The sequence below is a fragment of the Klebsiella sp. CSG-1 genome (assembly GCF_056521145.1).
The window spans coordinates 1-15,156 of sequence record NZ_JBWNLD010000014.1; the positions used below are offsets into that span (position 1 = coordinate 1).

The window sequence follows — 15,156 nt, forward strand, 5'->3', positions numbered from 1 at the left end:
GCGAAAAAGCACCACAAAGCCGCGGCTAAACCGGTAGCGCAGAAAGCTCAGGCAGCAAAAAAACACCACAAAACCACTAAACATCAGGCCGCTAAACCGGCTGCACAACCGGCTGCTTAATTCTTCCGCTAAGTCAGGTTAATCATAAACCGGCGCTGTTTCAGCGCCGTTTTTTTCTGGAGGGCACTTATGCTTCGGCGCTATCGTTTTGAGCTCATCCTGATCCTGTTAATTCTCTGCGCGCTGATTGCGACCCGCTTTTTCCTCTACTGAATAAGACGGCGCGTCATCACGCTGCGCGGCGACTCTCCGGCCCGACGTCTCACCACGCTTTTGCCGTCCACCTTGCTCTCCCTTGCCGTACCGCCTGGATTGAGCGCTGAATACCACATCAAGGCGCTGGTTTTGATCACAAGGCCACTCACTCAGACCGCTGCCCCTCCTGTTGCGGGAAAGCACTAACGAACCGCCAGCAGCCAGCCATGAATCCCCACGCCATACACCCCAAGGATCAGCAAAAAACAGGCGGCAATTGTCGTTAAGCGATGGGTATGCGCCGGGGCCAGCCAGCGTCGAATGGCGAGGATGTAGCACGACAGCACCCCAAGATCGATAGCCACCCAGATGATGCTCAACAGACCAAGGCTCAGGCCGACATCGCTGGTAATGTGGATAAACTGCGGGAAAAACGCGGCAAAGAACAGAATGTCCTTGGGATTACTCAGGGCGGTCACAAATCCGGACCACACGCCGCCTCGCGCGGTCGCCGCGCCAGGCGCCATATGCGGCGCACGCAGCATACTCAGGGCCAGCCACGTAATATAGAGGGATCCCAGCGCCGCTAACAGCAGCAGAATATCGGGATGGATCGCCACGGCGCCGGTCAACATTGCCGCCGCAACGGCCATCAGCACCAGCGACGCGAGATTGCTGCCCATCATCGTACGCAGTGCTGATGAAGTCCCGTCTCTGGCGGCGCAGCCGGTCACCAGGAGCACTACCGGGCCCGGCGTAGCAATCAGCGCCAGCACCGTCATGCTGTATCCCGCCATCAATGCATAGTTCATGATACTGACTCACTCTCTTTTTTTAGGTCAGCGCATTTTCTATTTAGATTTCAGGATTGAAAAACGACAAATGGTGAGTTTGAATGTGAGTTTAACTCAACATAAAAAGCTGACCGCTATGTCGATGCCGCCGCTGTATGCCCTCCGCGCTTTTGAAACCGCCGCCCGCCTTGGCTCCTTTAGCAAAGCCGCCGCCGCGCTGCACGTTACCCCCGGGGCGATCAGCCGTCATATCAGTACGCTCGAGGCCTGGTTTGACTGCCGGCTGTTTACCCGTCAGGGGCCAAAAGTGGAGCTCACCGATGCCGGGAGGCAGCTCGCCAGCGCGCTGGCGGAAAACTTTGCCGCCATCGACAGCGCCTGCCAGACCTTGCGGCATCAGGCGGGCAAACTGCGGCTGAAATCGCCATCGACATTAACCATGCGCTGGCTGCTGGATGTGTTGCAGCGCTTTCGCCAACACCATCCGCGACCGGTAATAGAGATGAGCAGCGTGTGGATGGACAGAGACAGCGTAGACTTCAGCCGTGAGCCTTATGATTGCGCGATTCTGCTCGGCGATGGTCATTTCGGCGAAGAGACCTGTCACCGGCTGTTGTTTGCCGAATGGCTGGTTCCGATCTGCGCCCCGGCCATGGTCGAGGCCGCTCGCCAGGGGTTATCCGCCTGCCCGCTGATTCATCCGACGACCGATCGCCGGGACTGGCGACGTTGGCTACAGCATGCCGGAGCGTTATCGCCGACCGAAATACACCGGGGAATCGTCTTTGATAGTCTGGAACAAGGCACGATGGCCGCCATGAGCGGCCACGGAGTCTCGGTGGGCGATCTCTTTTTGAGTCTGGAAGCCATTCGCAGCGGCCTGCTGGCGCTGCCGTTCCCGCAGGCCGTTGCAACCGGCGAGGGCTATTACCTGGTGTGGCCAAAAAAGACGCTTAATCCACAGCCTGTCGCCCTGCTGTATCAATTTCTACTCGAGCATATCCCGGCGCCGTTCCCTGACGGATTAACCCGCCTGGGCCAGGCGCCAAAGTGACAGCGGCCCTGACGGTTTACATGACATGAACAGCCTGTACCACCAGATATCCCGCCGCGCCCCAGATGAAAACCGACGCGAGAGAAACATAAACTAACGCACGAATACCTTTTTTAGACATACATCCTCCCGAAACCGGAGATAAGAATTAGCTGATATCATCGCCGGGATAACATCTCTGTTTGTTCAACGGCAGAGAGGAATAACAATATTTGCGGTGAGAAAATGTTTCACATTGAAAACAACTGAGAATGATGTAAAGAAGTGCATTTTTCGCAGAGGCGATGTTTACTTTTTGTTGTTCATCGTCGCTGTCCACGAAATAAACTCCCGCCCCCTCGGCGCGACCCTGTCGCTTAATTTTCGTCTGATTTGGTACTTTCCGTAACCCGATTTATGTTGCTTCCGCTAGCGCTTTCTGCGGAAATAACGCTATGGAGAGATGCGCGCTAACCGGTTGAGTTATCTTCATTCTTCCGCATAAAAGAGCCGTTTTGAGGTAATTTTGTCCGCCGTTGGCTTTGATTAAAATTACTCTTAACTTTCATAAACTTAAATCTCCTGCTACTGTCAATATACACAAAATCATCCCGGCGCCTTCACCGCGTGAAGCGCGCGAAAGGATGCAATGTAGAAACATAATTTCTCCCCAGAGAGTGATATGCGTAGAGACGTACTGTTATTGCTGTGTTCATTTTGTTTGTTGTCCCCGTTTGCTCACGCTGATGATGACAGCATGAGTGCGAAAGATATCAAGACGCTTTTTTTCGGTCATGACGATCGCAAACCGGTCAACAATCCGGCGGAGGAACCCTGGGATGCCATTGGCCAATTAGAAACGGCCAGCGGCAATCTGTGTACCGCTACCCTCATTTCGCCGAATCTGGCGCTGACCGCCGGTCACTGTCTGCTGACGCCGCCAAAAGGCAAGCCGGATAAACCGGTTGCGCTGCGCTTTATTTCGCGCAAGGGCGGCTGGGTGTATGAGATTCACGGCATTGAAGGTCGCGTCGACCCGTCGCTGGGCAAACGGCTCAAAGCCGATGGCGACGGCTGGATTGTCCCCTCGGCCGCCGCCCCCTGGGACTTTGGCTTAATCGTTTTACGCTACGCGCCGGGCGGAATCACGCCGATCCCGCTATTCAGCGGCGATAAGGCCGCTCTCACCGCCGCGCTGAAGGTGTCGGAAAGAAAAGTCACCCAGTCCGGCTACCCGGAAGACCATCTGGATAATTTGTACAGCCATCAGGACTGCATTGTGACCGGCTGGGCGCAGACCACGGTGCTGTCCCATCAGTGCGATACGCTCCCCGGCGACAGCGGTTCGCCGCTGCTGTTGAAAACCGATACCGGCTGGCAGGTCATTGCCGTACAGAGCTCAGCGCCCGGTGCGAAAGATCGCTGGCGGGCGGATAACCGGGCGATTTCGGTGACCGGTTTTCGTGACAAGCTGGAAGCGCTGGCCAGCGAGTAAACCATCAGCCCTGCTGCTGGCGCAGCTGTAGCAATGACGTAATCGGCATCGGTTCGCTGAAGTAAAAACCCTGCAACCGATCGCATCCCGCGCGCCGCAGCAGCGCCAGCTGCTGCTGATTCTCAACCCCTTCGGCCACCACCGTCATTCCCAGCGCTCCGGCGATACGCACGGTCCCGCGAACCAGTTCCGCGGCCTGGGCATCCACATCCACCAGCCCGGCCAGCGATTTATCAATTTTAAGCGTGTCAAAGCGAAAACTGCGCAGATAGCCGATGCTGGAATAGCCAATGCCGAAATCATCCAGCGCCACCGCGGCTCCCAGCGCCTTCAAATTTTCAATGGCCGCAAGGGCGCGGGCTGGATTTTCCATCACATAGCTCTCGGTCACCTCGATTTGCAAACGGCGGGCCGGAAAATGGCAGCGGGCGAGCACCTGGACGACGCGCGTTTCAAACTCCGGGTCGCGAAACTGTGCGGGCGAGATATTCACCGACAGCATCAATTCCCCGATGGCCTGGAGATCGCAACAGGCCCGATAGAGCGCAAACTGTCCCAGCGCATAGATCAGACCGCTGCTTTCCGCGATGCCGATAAAGACATCCGGCGACAGCGGTCCTTCCGGCCGGCGGGGCCAACGCAGCAGCGCTTCGACGCCCTCCATCACCAGAGTATCGGCGTTAACAATCGGCTGGTACCAGACATCAAATTCATCGTTTTCCAGCCCCTGGCGAATGCCGTTTTCGATATTCAGCTGATATTGCCGGGTATCGTTGAGGGTCTCGTCATACCAGGAGGTGCGCCCTTTCCCTGATTTTTTCGAGTGATACATCGCAATATCGGCCCGGCGAAACAGCTCGGTGCTCGAACAGGATGCGGGAGTGCCGCTGGCAATGCCGATGCTGGCGCTGATGTAAATTTTCCGCTCATTGAGCTTCACCGGCGATTTCAGCATCTCCAGCACCGCCCACGCAAAGGCCGATGCGTGATCCACCGCCTGCTCCCCGCTGATGGTCATGGCAAATTCATCACCGCCCATGCGGGCCAGCAGGCCGTCGCCCGGCACCCGTTCCTGCAGCTCCCGCGCAATATGGGCAATTAGCGCGTCGCCGACATCATGCCCGTAGTTATCGTTGACATCCTTAAACCCGTCGAGATCAATAAACACCACGCACTGGGTCTCATGCTGCGACTTATCGCACTCCTGATTCAACCGCCCGATCAGCGCCCGGCGGTTGGGCAACTGGCTGAGCCAGTCGGTTAGCGCGATTTTGCGCGCCAGCGTCTCTCCACAGGACAGTTTGTACAGCCCGAGGCAGCTGAAGAGAATAAACAGCAGGATCAGGCTGGCGGCCATCAGGGCGATAAGTCGGATACTGCTCGACGCCGCCTCCGCCGCCTCCGCGCCGGGCAGACGCGGCTGCCAGCTGAGATAGCCGATGATCTCCCCGGCATTGGTACGCAGCGGAATACTGTACTCACCGCTCCTCTGCGTCTCATGCAGACCGCTAATCTGAAAAGTATCCCCCAGTTTTTGCAGCATCTCGGCATTGATATGCCGGGTGACCACCAGGTAGCGACGCGTATCATCATGCACCTGTAAGCGCCCCAGCGTCGGGCGAATCAGTCCAATACCAATAAAGGCAATGCCTTCACGGGTGCGGGTAATACCGGCGTAGGCGCCTTTGCCGCTGCGCAACGCTTCAGCATGCCGGGCGATGAGTGATTGCAAGCCGCTGCCAAAAAAGCGCGTGTCGGTTTCGTTAAAGGCCTGGCTGCGAAACGACCCCCACAGCACGCGATAATGCTGATCGAGCACGAAGGTACCGTCGTAAAGATTGTTGATTTTGAAGCCCGAACCCCAGGAGTCATATAGCCAGCCGGCATTCAGCATGGGGGCGTAGGTTTGTTTAACCGCGTCGTCCCAAATCGAGTTATCCAGTACCAGCGACAGGACGCGGTTCACCGATGTTTGCACCGCGCCATCCACGGAAAGAACGGAGCGATGCCTGTCGATTTCATTGGTTTTAATGCTAATCAGATGCTGGGAAAGATAGATTAAAGAAATAACAGAAACAATGAGGCCGATACCGGCAAGGAAGATCATGACCGAAAGCGTTTTGGCCGAGGGAAGATTGCGCCAGCCAGGCAAATTAACCATGCTTTGTCCTCATCACGGCTGAAGGTAAACGCGCCGCCAGTACTCTTTTTTAAAGAATAATACAGAGAACAAATTTTGCCGCCCGCGCAAGCAGGCGGCATCACATTACGCCAGTTTAATCAGCACCATTCCGGTCACCAGCAATATCACGCCGATCCAGCCTTTGTGATTTAAGCGTTGGCCGAATAAAATCCATCCTGCCGCAATGGTGGCGGCAATACCGAAACCGCCCCACAGCGCATAGGCCACCGACAGGTCAATTCCCTTCACCGCCTGGGAGAGCGCGCTGAAGGCGCCCAGCACCGCCAGCAGCGACAGTATGCCGTATACTTTACGACGAAAACCGTCTGAAAATTTCAAAAAGACGTTAGCGACAATTTCCAGCACGATGGCCAGCGCCAGCCAGGCGCCGTGAATCCACTCAAACTGTTGCATGGGCCGCCTCCGTTGGCTGCTTCAGCGTTTTTTGGGTACCGGATTTAATTAGTACGATCCCGGCCACCAGCGTCGCCAGTCCCGCCATTTTGACCAACGAAAGCGCTTCATCAAACAGCAGAACGCTGAATAACGTGATCAGTAAAATACCGATACCCTCCCACAGGGCGTAGGCCACACCGAGGGCGATTTTTTTAACGGCAAAAGCCAGAAATATATAGGAAAGCGCAATCATCACCAGCATTAAAATAAAGCCTGTGTGCCCACCGCTGACGCTGGCCCATTTCATAGAAAGTGTGCCGGTAATTTCAGCAACGATTGCTAAAGCTAATAATATCCAATAAAACATAATCCTTCTCCTGCTAGAGAATATAATCCACCGCGGCTTACAGCGAAGGTAAACCGGAAAAATTCTAAGATTGTTTAGCCGTGCGCAGTGCGCCAGCTCAGGCAGAGAGAAAGGACTAAAGCGCGGAGCGCCAGTGTTGCTCGCCGGCAAAGCGGCAGCCAGGGAAGGAAACTGCAGGGTGAGTCGAAATATACATCCTGAACTGATTGTCCATAAAATTACAATTATCCGCGGTATTGCTTCTCGTCATTGCGGATGAGTATTGTCCTCGGTAGTTATACACAGTAAATTTGTACCATAATGCTACATTATACTCAAAGTCTTTGCACTTCTTTACGTCTGACATTTGATTTTGATTAGCTTTTACTGATGTCAATCGCCATTATGATGGCGCTTTACTATTTTATTTTCGCCACCGGCTTGTTTTCACCACCGTAGACGTTTTAGCAAGGGCGGACATCTTGCCTGAGCGAGGCAATTTTTGCTGATTTTACCCCGGCATTCGGGTCTACACTGTGATGAAAATTCGATCATTTTTTCAGGGACACACATGGCTAAACCCATCATTACGCTTAATGGATTAAAGATTGTCATCATGCTGGGCATGCTGGTCATCATTCTCACCGGTATCCGCTTCGCCGCGGATATTATCGTCCCGTTCATCCTTGCGCTGTTCCTCGCCGTGGTAATTAACCCGGTGGTCCGGCTGATGATGCGCTGCCGGGTACCGCGCGTGCTGGCCATTTCGTTGTTAATCAGCGCGATTGTCATGCTGGCGGTGATTTTGCTGGCCTCATTAGGTACCTCGCTGAATGAACTGGCGCGCACGCTGCCGCAATACCGCACCTCGCTCAGCGAGCCGGTGCAAACCGTGACGCCCTGGCTACAGCGATTTGGGTTTACCGTTTCCGTTGTCGAGTTGAATAAATACATCGACCCCAACGCGGTCATGACGATGGTGACCAGCCTGCTTACCCAGCTGTCGAACGCGATGTCCTCAATCTTCCTCTTGCTGCTGACGGTGGTCTTTATGCTGCTGGAAGTGCCCCAGCTGCCGGCCAAGCTGCAACAATTGATGTCCAGACCGGTGGAAGGTATGGGCGCCATACAGCGCGCGATCGACAGCGTCTCTCACTATCTGGTGCTAAAAACCGCCATCAGTCTGGTGACCGGGATGGTGGTCTGGGGCATGCTGGTGCTACTCGACGTTCGCTTCGCCTTTATGTGGGGGCTGCTGGCCTTTGCCCTCAACTATATTCCGAATATTGGCTCGGTCCTGGCCGCCATTCCGCCTATTTTGCAGGTGCTGGTGTTCGGCGGCCTGTACGACGCGCTGGTGGTGCTGGCAGGCTACCTGGTGATTAACCTGGTCTTCGGGAATATTCTTGAGCCGCGGATCATGGGCCGCGGTCTGGGGCTATCGACGCTGGTGGTATTTCTGTCGTTGATTTTCTGGGGATGGCTGCTGGGACCGGTAGGTATGCTGCTTTCCGTCCCCTTGACGATCATTGTTAAAATCGCGCTTGAGGAGAGTCCCGGCGGACGCAGTATTGCCATACTGCTGAGCGATTTAAGTAAATAGGCTTCGTTACGCCGGCGGCGCAATGCCGCCAGCGGCAGGTTTCTCTTCGTCTATGCTTAAACACTCTGTTGCCTGCGGATTTCTCATGACCAACGATCCCGACCTCAAGGTGTTTCTGACATTCGGCACCCCGCCTCTTCCCCCCGCTGTCGAGCAAGGATGGCTGGTACATGACGGGGCGCGCATCTGGTATACCGTCTGTGGCGATGGCCCTACGGTGATCTTACTGCACGGCGGACTGGGCCACTCGGGTAACTGGAGCTATCAGGCGGTAAGGCTGGTGGAGGAAGGTTATCGCGTGGTGCTGATCGACAGCCGCGGTCATGGCCGCAGCACACGTGACCAACGGCCCTACACCTACGAGAGGATGGCGTCGGACGTACTGGCCGTGATGAACAAACTGGCGCTGGACAAGGCCCGCTTTATCGGCTGGAGCGACGGAGCCTGCACGGCACTCATCTTTGCGGCCCGGCATCCGCAGCGGACTACCGGCGTGCTTTTCTTTGCCTGCAATATGGATCCCAGCGGGACGAAAGAATTTCAGTCTGACCCAACGATAGAACGCTGCTTTTCCCGCCACCGACAGGACTACATGGCGCTGTCGCCCACGCCTGCAGGCTTTGACCAGTTCGTCGCAGCCGTAACGGAAATGATGAGCACCCAACCCAATTACTCTGCCAACGATCTGAAAAAAATCAAGGTGCCGGTCAACGTGGTCCTGGGTGAGCATGACGAGTTTATCAAACCCGAACATGCCATCTATCTGGCCGCCACGCTCCCGAACGCCACGCTGACGATTCTGCCCGGGGTGAGTCATTTTGCGCCGTTACAGCAGCCAGGGCTTTTTAATGCCGAGGTGCTTAAGTTTTTGCTCAGAGTGCAGGACGATTAAGCAGCGCCCTGTCTCGGTTCAGGCCCCGGCGTTTACGCCGCAAACCCCGTTAAAACGGAACTCTCCGACCGCCGGGGAGGATTGCTGAAGAGGGATCGGCGGTTTATTGAGACCCGGGTCGGCCCGGCGGCGCTTTGATGTGCTTCATCGGCCGGCGTAAGGCGTAGCCGGCATTTGCGCGTTATCAACGGTGTTCACGCTCATGCCATAAGCTCGATTAACCCGCGCAGCAATGCATGACATCTCCTGCCGACACGCCATCTCATTTCTGGATATTCCCCTTTATTCCTCTCCTTCCGGACCCCTGTAGCCGACACAGCGAACGTCCGCTTCGATCGCCGTCACATAATTGCTCTTACAATTATTACTCTCAGGCTAACAATCCTTTAGCGGGCTTAATTGATGCGCTGCCCGGCGCGTCGCACACTAACTTCCACACCAGGACAATCAAAACGATCTGTCGAATCAGGAGGTTAATAATGAATGCCGAACAAACGCCGGGGCGCGTCTGGAACCGTCGCCGTACGGAAAAGCAGCGGCGGCTGGCCGCCGCGAACGTCTCCGGTAAGGTTATCCCCACCGACCAGCTGGTCGATGCGCTGGAACATCTGCTGGCACCGGGCGACCGCGTCGTACTGGAGGGCAATAACCAGAAACAGGCCGATTTTCTCTCCCGCATGTTGGCGGAAGTGAACCCGCAAACTATCCACGACCTGCATATGATCATGCCCAGCGTCGGGCGCAGCGAGCATCTGGATCTCTTTGAAAAAGGGATTGCCCGTAAGCTCGACTTCTCGTTCTCCGGTACCCAAAGCCTGCGGATTTCGCAGCTGCTGGAAGATGGTCTGCTGGAAATTGGCGCGATTCACACCTATATCGAGCTTTACTCTCGCCTGTATGTCGACCTGTCACCCAACGTCGCGCTGATCGCCGGGTATAAAGCCGACCGCAAAGGCAACCTTTACACCGGGCCCAGCACCGAAGATACCCCGGCGCTGGTCGAAGCCGCCGCCTTCCACGACGGGATCGTTATCGCCCAGGTTAACGAACTGGTTGACGACGAGTGCGATCTCCCGCGCGTCGATATCCCCGGCTCGTGGATAGATTACGTGGTGGTGGCCGACAAGCCGTTCTTTATTGAACCTCTCTTTACCCGCGACCCACGCCTGATTAAGCAAGAACATATTCTGATGGCGATGATGGCGATTAAAGGCATCTACGCGGAACATCAGGTGCAGTCTCTCAACCACGGGATCGGCTTTAACACCGCCGCCATTGAGCTGCTGCTCCCGACCTATGGCGAACAGCTGGGGCTGAGAGGCAAAATCTGTCAGCACTGGACGCTTAACCCGCATCCGACGCTCATCCCGGCCATTGAAAGCGGCTGGGTGGAAAGCGTCCACTGTTTTGGCGGCGAACTGGGAATGGAAGAGTACATCCGCGCCCGTCCGGACATTTTCTTTACCGGCGCCGATGGCTCTATGCGTTCTAATCGCGCCTTCTGCCAGCTGGCGGGTCAGTACGCGGTCGATATGTTTATCGGCTCCACCCTACAGGTTGATGGCCTTGCCAACTCCTCTACCGTCACCCGCGGCCGGCTTTCCGGATTCGGCGGCGCGCCGAATATGGGGCATGACCCGCACGGTCGCCGCCATGCGACCCCGGCCTGGCTGAACATGATCACCGAACCGGATCCGATGCAACGCGGCAAAAAGCTGGTGGTGCAGATGGTCGAAACCTTCCAGGCCGGCGTGAAGCCGACCTTTGTGGAAAAACTTGATGCGGTAGAGGTGGCGAAAGCCTCCGGCATGCCTTTGGCCCCGGTGATGATCTACGGCGATGACGTCACCCACGTGCTGACCGAAGAGGGTATCGCCTATCTCTACCGGGCGGAAAGCCTCGAAGAGCGGCGGGCGATGGTAGCCGCAGTCGCCGGCATCACCGACATCGGTCTGGGCGTCGATGCCAGACGCGTCGCCGAACTACGCCATAGCGGCAAAGTGGTCTATCCGGAAGATATCGGTATTCGCCGCAGCGATGCGACCCGTTCTCTGCTCGCCGCCGGCAGCGTTGCCGACCTGGTCGAATGGTCCGACGGTCTTTACAACCCACCTGCCAAATTCCGGAGCTGGTAATGAAACTCCTGTCACAGACTCATGCCGGGCTACAGACCGAGAAGCTGGCGTTGATCGCCCGCGACTGCCTGATCGACGAAGCGCGATTAAGCCCGAAGCCGGGTCTGGTGGACAGCCGGGGAAACGGCGCCCATCACGACCTGTCGTTAGATCTGATGGAGCGCTCGGCGCACAGCCTGACCCCGACGTTTCTGCAACTGGCCCAGCACAGCTGGCTGCGCCCGGCCGACATCGCCCTGCGCGAAACCGTTGGCCGTTTAGGACGCGAAGGCGAACGGCAGATGATGGCGGCCACCGACGGCGTGAATACCCACCGCGGCGCGATTTGGGCGCTGGGATTACTGGTGAGCGCAAGCGCGATGTTAAGCGTCAACGCCAGCGCGCAGCGGATCGCGGACACCGCCGCCCTGCTCGCCCGTCTGCCGGACAGCGCCGCGCCGAAGGTCTTCAGCAAAGGCCTGAAGGCGACGCACCGCTACCGGGTACCGGGCGCGCGTGAAGAGGCGCAGCAGGGGTTCCCGCACGTGATGAAACTGGCACTGCCCCAGCTCTTGCGCAGCCGCGCCCAAGGCGCGGATGAAAACGCGGCTCGTATTGACGCGCTGATGGCAGTCATGACCTCGCTCAGCGATACCTGCGTTCTTTCACGCGCCGGAATGGCCGGCCTCAACGCGATGCAGGCCGGCGCACGCGCCGTGCTGAGTGCCGGCGGCAGCGCCACGGTTCAGGGCAGCAAAGCGCTCGCCGAACTCGACACGCAGCTGCTCACCCTCAACGCTTCGCCCGGCGGCGCCGCCGATTTGCTCGCCGCCACGCTGTTTCTCGACAGGGTCAGCCAGCCCGTGTCTTGCTCAATTTAAAGAGGATGTTATGGAACACATTACATTGTCATTTCCTGCCAGCCGCACCTTCAGCGGTCAAGCCCTGGCAGGCGTCGTTGGCTCCGGTGATATGGAAGTGCTGTTCACCGCGGCAGTCGGCGACACGCTCAACATCGATATCACCACCTCCGTGGACAACAGCACTCACCGCTGGAACGCGCTGTTTGACCGTCTGAATCTGATCAACGGCCTGCCGGCCGGCACGCTGATTATTCACGATTTCGGCGCGACGCCGGGCGTGGCGCGCATTCGCATCGAACAGGTTTTTGAGGAGGTTTCCCATGCGTAACGACCGCAGCTTTATTGAATTACGCGCCCGTGAACGCGCCCGGACGCTGCTGGATGAAGGCAGCTACCGCGAACTGCTCGATCCGTTCGCCGGCATGATGTCGCCGTGGCTCGCGCCGCAGGGCGTCGTGCCGCAGTCTGACGATGGCATGGTGGTCGCTCGCGGCACCATCAACGGCCAGTCCGCGGTGGCGATCGCCATCGAAGGTACCTTTCAGGGCGGCAGTATGGGCGAAGTCTCCGGCGCGAAAATGGCGGCGGCGCTGGAGCTGGCGGCAGAAGACAACCGCAACGGCATCCCGACGCTGGCGGTACTGTGCCTGGAAACCGGCGGCGTGCGTCTGCAGGAGGCCAACCTCGGTCTCGCCGCCATCGCCGACATTCATGCGGCGATTGTCGACCTGCGTCGCTACACCCCGGTGGTCGGCATTATCGCCGGCACCGTCGGCTGTTTCGGCGGGATGTCCATCGCCGCCGCGCTGTGCAGCTATCTGATTGTCACCCGCGAGGCGCGTCTGGGCCTCAACGGCCCGCAGGTCATCGAGCAGGAAGCCGGCATTGACGAGTACGACTCTCGCGATCGCCCGTTTATCTGGAGCATGACCGGCGGCGAAATCCGTTATGCAAGCGGGCTGGTCGATGCGTTGGTCGGCGACGGCATCAACGCGGTGAAATCAGCGATGAATGAGGCCATTGCCAGGGGCGTCCCGGCACAAAACCGCAGCGATAAATATGCGGATTACCTGGCCCGCCTGACCCACTTCGATACCCGCCAGCAGGCGGATACCGCGCAGATCAAACAGCTTTTTGCCCGGGAGGAGAAATGAAGACTCAGTCCAATAGCCGTGGGGCCGCATGGCTGGAAAAACTGGCGCCGAACGCGCCGCGCATGCACGGCCTGTGCGCCTCCGTACAAGTCGCCGACGGACAGCTGAATGGCGAAAGCGTGCGCTTCATCGCCGTGGTGCCGGATGCCAACAACCACTACCCGCGCGCCGCCCAAGGCGAAGTGGGTCTGCTGGAAGGCTGGACGCTGGCGAAAGTGGTCAATGAAACCCTCGCAGCCGACGCCAACAGCGAGGTGAAACGCCCGATTGTGGCGATCATCGACGTCCCAAGCCAGGCCTATGGCCGCCGCGAAGAGGCGTTCGGTATCCACCAGGCGCTGGCCGGTGCCGCGGGCGCTTATGCGAAAGCGCGCCTGGCGGGCCATCCGGTGATTGGCCTGATTGTCGGCAAGGCGATGTCCGGAGCGTTTCTGGCGCACGGCTACCAGGCCAACCGCCTGATTGCCATCAACGACCAGGGCGTGCTGGTGCATGCGATGGGCAAAGCGTCCGCCGCACGTATCACTCTGCGCACCGTCGAAGCGCTGGAAAAACTGGCGGCGACCATTCCCCCCATGGCCTACGACGTCAGCAACTACGCGACGCTCGGTCTGCTCTCCGACCTGCTCAATCTCAGCAATCCGGATGCCCCGTCGGATGCTGACCTGGCGCTGGTGGAGATTACCGTGCAAAAGGCCATTTCCGATGCGCGCAAAGACCCAACGCTGAAAAACCGTCTCGGCGCGGAAAATCGCCGGAGCTCTACCCTGGTCCGCGAACGAATGCGCGCCAGCTGGTAACGAGCAACATCAGAAGTACGTAAAAAAAGACCTGCCGAAAGCGGCTACCGTCGGGCGCAGCATAGCGCCCACGGCTCACTGCTTTTAGAAAATCAAAAACATCGCAATGAGCCCAATACGCTCAATCATTCACGCAGCCTCAAGGCGGCAACGGAGTCAATCCCCATGAGTTTGCTGAAGTCAGCGACCGGGGGCCGGGAAGGCAGCCAGCGCAGAGGCAGCTTGAAGGACGACGCGTATTTCTTTTTTTATCTACAGGTGATTACTCTATGACTTATGTAATTGTTCATGCCCTGGCGCCGATTTTTCTCATCATGCTGCTGGGCTTCTGGGCCGGCAAGGCCAAAATGGTCGACAACAAAAATGTGTCGCTGCTGAATATCTTTGTGATGGACTTTGCCCTGCCCGCCGCGCTGTTCAGCGCCACCGTACAGACGCCGTGGGCGGGAATCGTCGCGCAGTCCCCGCTGATAGTGGTGCTGACCGGCGCCATGTGGGTGACCTATGCGGCAATCTACTTCCTGGCCACCGGCGTCTTTAAAAAATCACCGCAGGACGCGGCGGTACTGACCCTCACCGTGGCGCTGCCAAACTATGCCGCACTCGGCCTGCCCATTCTCGGCAGCGTGCTGGGCGAGAGCCCGGCCACCTCGCTGTCCGTGGCGGTGTCCATTGCCTGCGGTTCGGTACTGATGACCCCGTTCTGCCTGCTGATCCTCGAGCGTGAAAAAGCGCGCGCCGCCGGTGAAAACAGCGGTTCTACCCTGGCAATGCTGCCGGTGCTGATGTGGCGCTCGCTGAAAAAACCGATCGTCATGGGCCCACTGCTCGGCGTGATCCTCTCGGCTATCGGCATCACCATGCCGGACCTGCTGCTGGCGGCGATCAAACCGCTGGGCCTGTCTGCCACCGCGGCCGCACTGTTCCTGACCGGGGTGATCCTCTCTGCCCGCAAGCTGAAGCTGAACGCAATGGTCGGTATCGCCACCATTGCCAAACTGCTCATCCAGCCGTTTATCGCCTGGGGCATCGTTCTGGCCTTCGGTCTGCACGGTTCGGTGGCGATCACCGCTATCCTGATGATTGCCCTGTCTGCCGGTTTCTTCGGCGTGGTGTTCGGCAACCGCTTTGGCGTCCAGTCGCCGGATGCCGAAGCCGTGCTGCTGTTGAGCTCCGTTCTGTGTATCCTGTCGTTACCGCTGTTTATTACTCTGACTTCCGGACTCTGA

The 15,156-nt window shown here is 57.8% G+C and carries 17 protein-coding genes and 1 pseudogene; 12 read left to right on the top strand and 6 right to left on the bottom strand.

Annotation, left to right across the window (positions count from 1 at the left end; genetic code table 11):
- Positions 1-120: pseudogene (locus tag AC007G_RS24330) on the top strand (acid resistance repetitive basic protein Asr); the annotation flags it as partial.
- A gap of 69 nt (positions 121-189) precedes the next feature.
- The gene (ydgU, locus tag AC007G_RS24335) at positions 190-273 is read left to right on the top strand and encodes a small membrane protein YdgU (protein ID WP_099130682.1); all 84 of its coding nucleotides are present in this window, start codon (positions 190-192) and stop codon (positions 271-273) included.
- On the opposite strand, the gene AC007G_RS24340 is transcribed toward ydgU, so the two are convergent.
- Together AC007G_RS24340 and AC007G_RS24345 are read right to left on the bottom strand one after the other, a co-directional pair.
- Entirely contained in the window at positions 267-425 is a 159-nt protein-coding gene (locus tag AC007G_RS24340; protein ID WP_155417118.1) for a hypothetical protein, read from the bottom strand. The genes ydgU and AC007G_RS24340 overlap by 7 nt on opposite strands.
- Before the next feature lie 33 nt (positions 426-458).
- Positions 459-1,067, bottom strand: coding sequence for a LysE family translocator (locus AC007G_RS24345; RefSeq protein WP_032696092.1), 609 nt, complete (start codon positions 1,065-1,067; stop codon positions 459-461).
- A gap of 118 nt (positions 1,068-1,185) precedes the next feature.
- On the opposite strand from AC007G_RS24345, the gene AC007G_RS24350 reads away from it, so the two are divergent.
- Positions 1,186-2,103, top strand: a complete 918-nt coding sequence (locus AC007G_RS24350) for a LysR substrate-binding domain-containing protein (protein ID WP_046852390.1) — start codon at positions 1,186-1,188, stop codon at positions 2,101-2,103.
- Between the two features lie 661 nt (positions 2,104-2,764).
- A complete protein-coding gene (locus tag AC007G_RS24355) occupies positions 2,765-3,577 on the top strand; it encodes a trypsin-like serine peptidase (RefSeq protein WP_032687493.1) in 813 nt (270 codons plus the stop codon).
- Positions 3,578-3,581: 4 nt separating this feature from the next.
- Here the strand turns inward: AC007G_RS24355 and AC007G_RS24360 are convergent, their stop codons facing one another.
- From AC007G_RS24360 to AC007G_RS24375, 4 genes are all read right to left on the bottom strand, one after another.
- On the bottom strand, positions 3,582-5,738 hold the full coding sequence (locus AC007G_RS24360; RefSeq protein ID WP_047664988.1) for a putative bifunctional diguanylate cyclase/phosphodiesterase: 2,157 nt from the start codon (positions 5,736-5,738) through the stop codon (positions 3,582-3,584).
- Positions 5,739-5,843: 105 nt separating this feature from the next.
- Positions 5,844-6,173, bottom strand: a complete 330-nt coding sequence (mdtI, locus tag AC007G_RS24365) for a multidrug/spermidine efflux SMR transporter subunit MdtI (RefSeq protein WP_004862469.1) — start codon at positions 6,171-6,173, stop codon at positions 5,844-5,846.
- On the bottom strand, positions 6,160-6,522 hold the full coding sequence (mdtJ, locus tag AC007G_RS24370; RefSeq protein ID WP_032687490.1) for a multidrug/spermidine efflux SMR transporter subunit MdtJ: 363 nt from the start codon (positions 6,520-6,522) through the stop codon (positions 6,160-6,162). The genes mdtI and mdtJ overlap by 14 nt, the downstream gene beginning before the upstream one ends.
- Before the next feature lie 115 nt (positions 6,523-6,637).
- Entirely contained in the window at positions 6,638-6,868 is a 231-nt protein-coding gene (locus tag AC007G_RS24375) for a protein YdgV (protein WP_071999983.1), read from the bottom strand.
- A 204-nt stretch (positions 6,869-7,072) separates the two neighbouring features.
- Here AC007G_RS24375 and AC007G_RS24380 point away from each other — a divergent pair, with 204 nt between their 5' ends.
- The 8 genes from AC007G_RS24380 (at position 7,073) to AC007G_RS24415 (ending at position 15,156) form a co-directional block, all read left to right on the top strand.
- The gene (locus AC007G_RS24380) at positions 7,073-8,104 is read left to right on the top strand and encodes an AI-2E family transporter (protein WP_142630758.1); all 1,032 of its coding nucleotides are present in this window, start codon (positions 7,073-7,075) and stop codon (positions 8,102-8,104) included.
- Positions 8,105-8,189: 85 nt separating this feature from the next.
- A complete protein-coding gene (locus AC007G_RS24385) occupies positions 8,190-8,996 on the top strand; it encodes an alpha/beta fold hydrolase (RefSeq protein WP_112150496.1) in 807 nt (268 codons plus the stop codon).
- Positions 8,997-9,475: 479 nt separating this feature from the next.
- Positions 9,476-11,131, top strand: a complete 1,656-nt coding sequence (gene mdcA, locus AC007G_RS24390) for a malonate decarboxylase subunit alpha (RefSeq protein WP_032699724.1) — start codon at positions 9,476-9,478, stop codon at positions 11,129-11,131.
- On the top strand, positions 11,131-11,991 hold the full coding sequence (locus tag AC007G_RS24395) for a triphosphoribosyl-dephospho-CoA synthase (protein WP_142630790.1): 861 nt from the start codon (positions 11,131-11,133) through the stop codon (positions 11,989-11,991). The genes mdcA and AC007G_RS24395 overlap by 1 nt, the downstream gene beginning before the upstream one ends.
- Positions 11,992-12,001: 10 nt before the next feature.
- Positions 12,002-12,301, top strand: a complete 300-nt coding sequence (mdcC, locus tag AC007G_RS24400) for a malonate decarboxylase acyl carrier protein (RefSeq protein WP_032696086.1) — start codon at positions 12,002-12,004, stop codon at positions 12,299-12,301.
- Positions 12,294-13,127, top strand: a complete 834-nt coding sequence (locus tag AC007G_RS24405; protein WP_064385709.1) for a biotin-independent malonate decarboxylase subunit beta — start codon at positions 12,294-12,296, stop codon at positions 13,125-13,127. The genes mdcC and AC007G_RS24405 overlap by 8 nt, the downstream gene beginning before the upstream one ends.
- Complete coding sequence (gene mdcE, locus AC007G_RS24410; RefSeq protein WP_142630759.1) at positions 13,124-13,927, top strand: biotin-independent malonate decarboxylase subunit gamma; 804 nt, start codon at positions 13,124-13,126, stop codon at positions 13,925-13,927. Before AC007G_RS24405 ends, mdcE begins: the two co-directional genes overlap by 4 nt.
- 269 nt (positions 13,928-14,196) lie before the next feature.
- Complete coding sequence (locus tag AC007G_RS24415) at positions 14,197-15,156, top strand: AEC family transporter (RefSeq protein WP_032687481.1); 960 nt, start codon at positions 14,197-14,199, stop codon at positions 15,154-15,156.

What these genes read in the sequence shown, in the direction of transcription:
- ydgU (WP_099130682.1), top strand. Translation starts at nt 190, where the DNA reads ATGCTTCGGCGCTATCGTTTTGAGCTCATCCTGATCCTGTTAATTCTC.
- AC007G_RS24345 (WP_032696092.1), bottom strand. Translation starts at nt 1,067, where the DNA reads ATGAACTATGCATTGATGGCGGGATACAGCATGACGGTGCTGGCGCTG.
- AC007G_RS24350 (WP_046852390.1), top strand. Translation starts at nt 1,186, where the DNA reads ATGTCGATGCCGCCGCTGTATGCCCTCCGCGCTTTTGAAACCGCCGCC.
- AC007G_RS24355 (WP_032687493.1), top strand. Translation starts at nt 2,765, where the DNA reads ATGCGTAGAGACGTACTGTTATTGCTGTGTTCATTTTGTTTGTTGTCC.
- AC007G_RS24360 (WP_047664988.1), bottom strand. Translation starts at nt 5,738, where the DNA reads ATGGTTAATTTGCCTGGCTGGCGCAATCTTCCCTCGGCCAAAACGCTT.
- mdtI (WP_004862469.1), bottom strand. Translation starts at nt 6,173, where the DNA reads ATGCAACAGTTTGAGTGGATTCACGGCGCCTGGCTGGCGCTGGCCATC.
- mdtJ (WP_032687490.1), bottom strand. Translation starts at nt 6,522, where the DNA reads ATGTTTTATTGGATATTATTAGCTTTAGCAATCGTTGCTGAAATTACC.
- AC007G_RS24375 (WP_071999983.1), bottom strand. Translation starts at nt 6,868, where the DNA reads ATGTCAGACGTAAAGAAGTGCAAAGACTTTGAGTATAATGTAGCATTA.
- AC007G_RS24380 (WP_142630758.1), top strand. Translation starts at nt 7,073, where the DNA reads ATGGCTAAACCCATCATTACGCTTAATGGATTAAAGATTGTCATCATG.
- AC007G_RS24385 (WP_112150496.1), top strand. Translation starts at nt 8,190, where the DNA reads ATGACCAACGATCCCGACCTCAAGGTGTTTCTGACATTCGGCACCCCG.
- mdcA (WP_032699724.1), top strand. Translation starts at nt 9,476, where the DNA reads ATGAATGCCGAACAAACGCCGGGGCGCGTCTGGAACCGTCGCCGTACG.
- AC007G_RS24395 (WP_142630790.1), top strand. Translation starts at nt 11,131, where the DNA reads ATGAAACTCCTGTCACAGACTCATGCCGGGCTACAGACCGAGAAGCTG.
- mdcC (WP_032696086.1), top strand. Translation starts at nt 12,002, where the DNA reads ATGGAACACATTACATTGTCATTTCCTGCCAGCCGCACCTTCAGCGGT.
- AC007G_RS24405 (WP_064385709.1), top strand. Translation starts at nt 12,294, where the DNA reads ATGCGTAACGACCGCAGCTTTATTGAATTACGCGCCCGTGAACGCGCC.
- mdcE (WP_142630759.1), top strand. Translation starts at nt 13,124, where the DNA reads ATGAAGACTCAGTCCAATAGCCGTGGGGCCGCATGGCTGGAAAAACTG.
- AC007G_RS24415 (WP_032687481.1), top strand. Translation starts at nt 14,197, where the DNA reads ATGACTTATGTAATTGTTCATGCCCTGGCGCCGATTTTTCTCATCATG.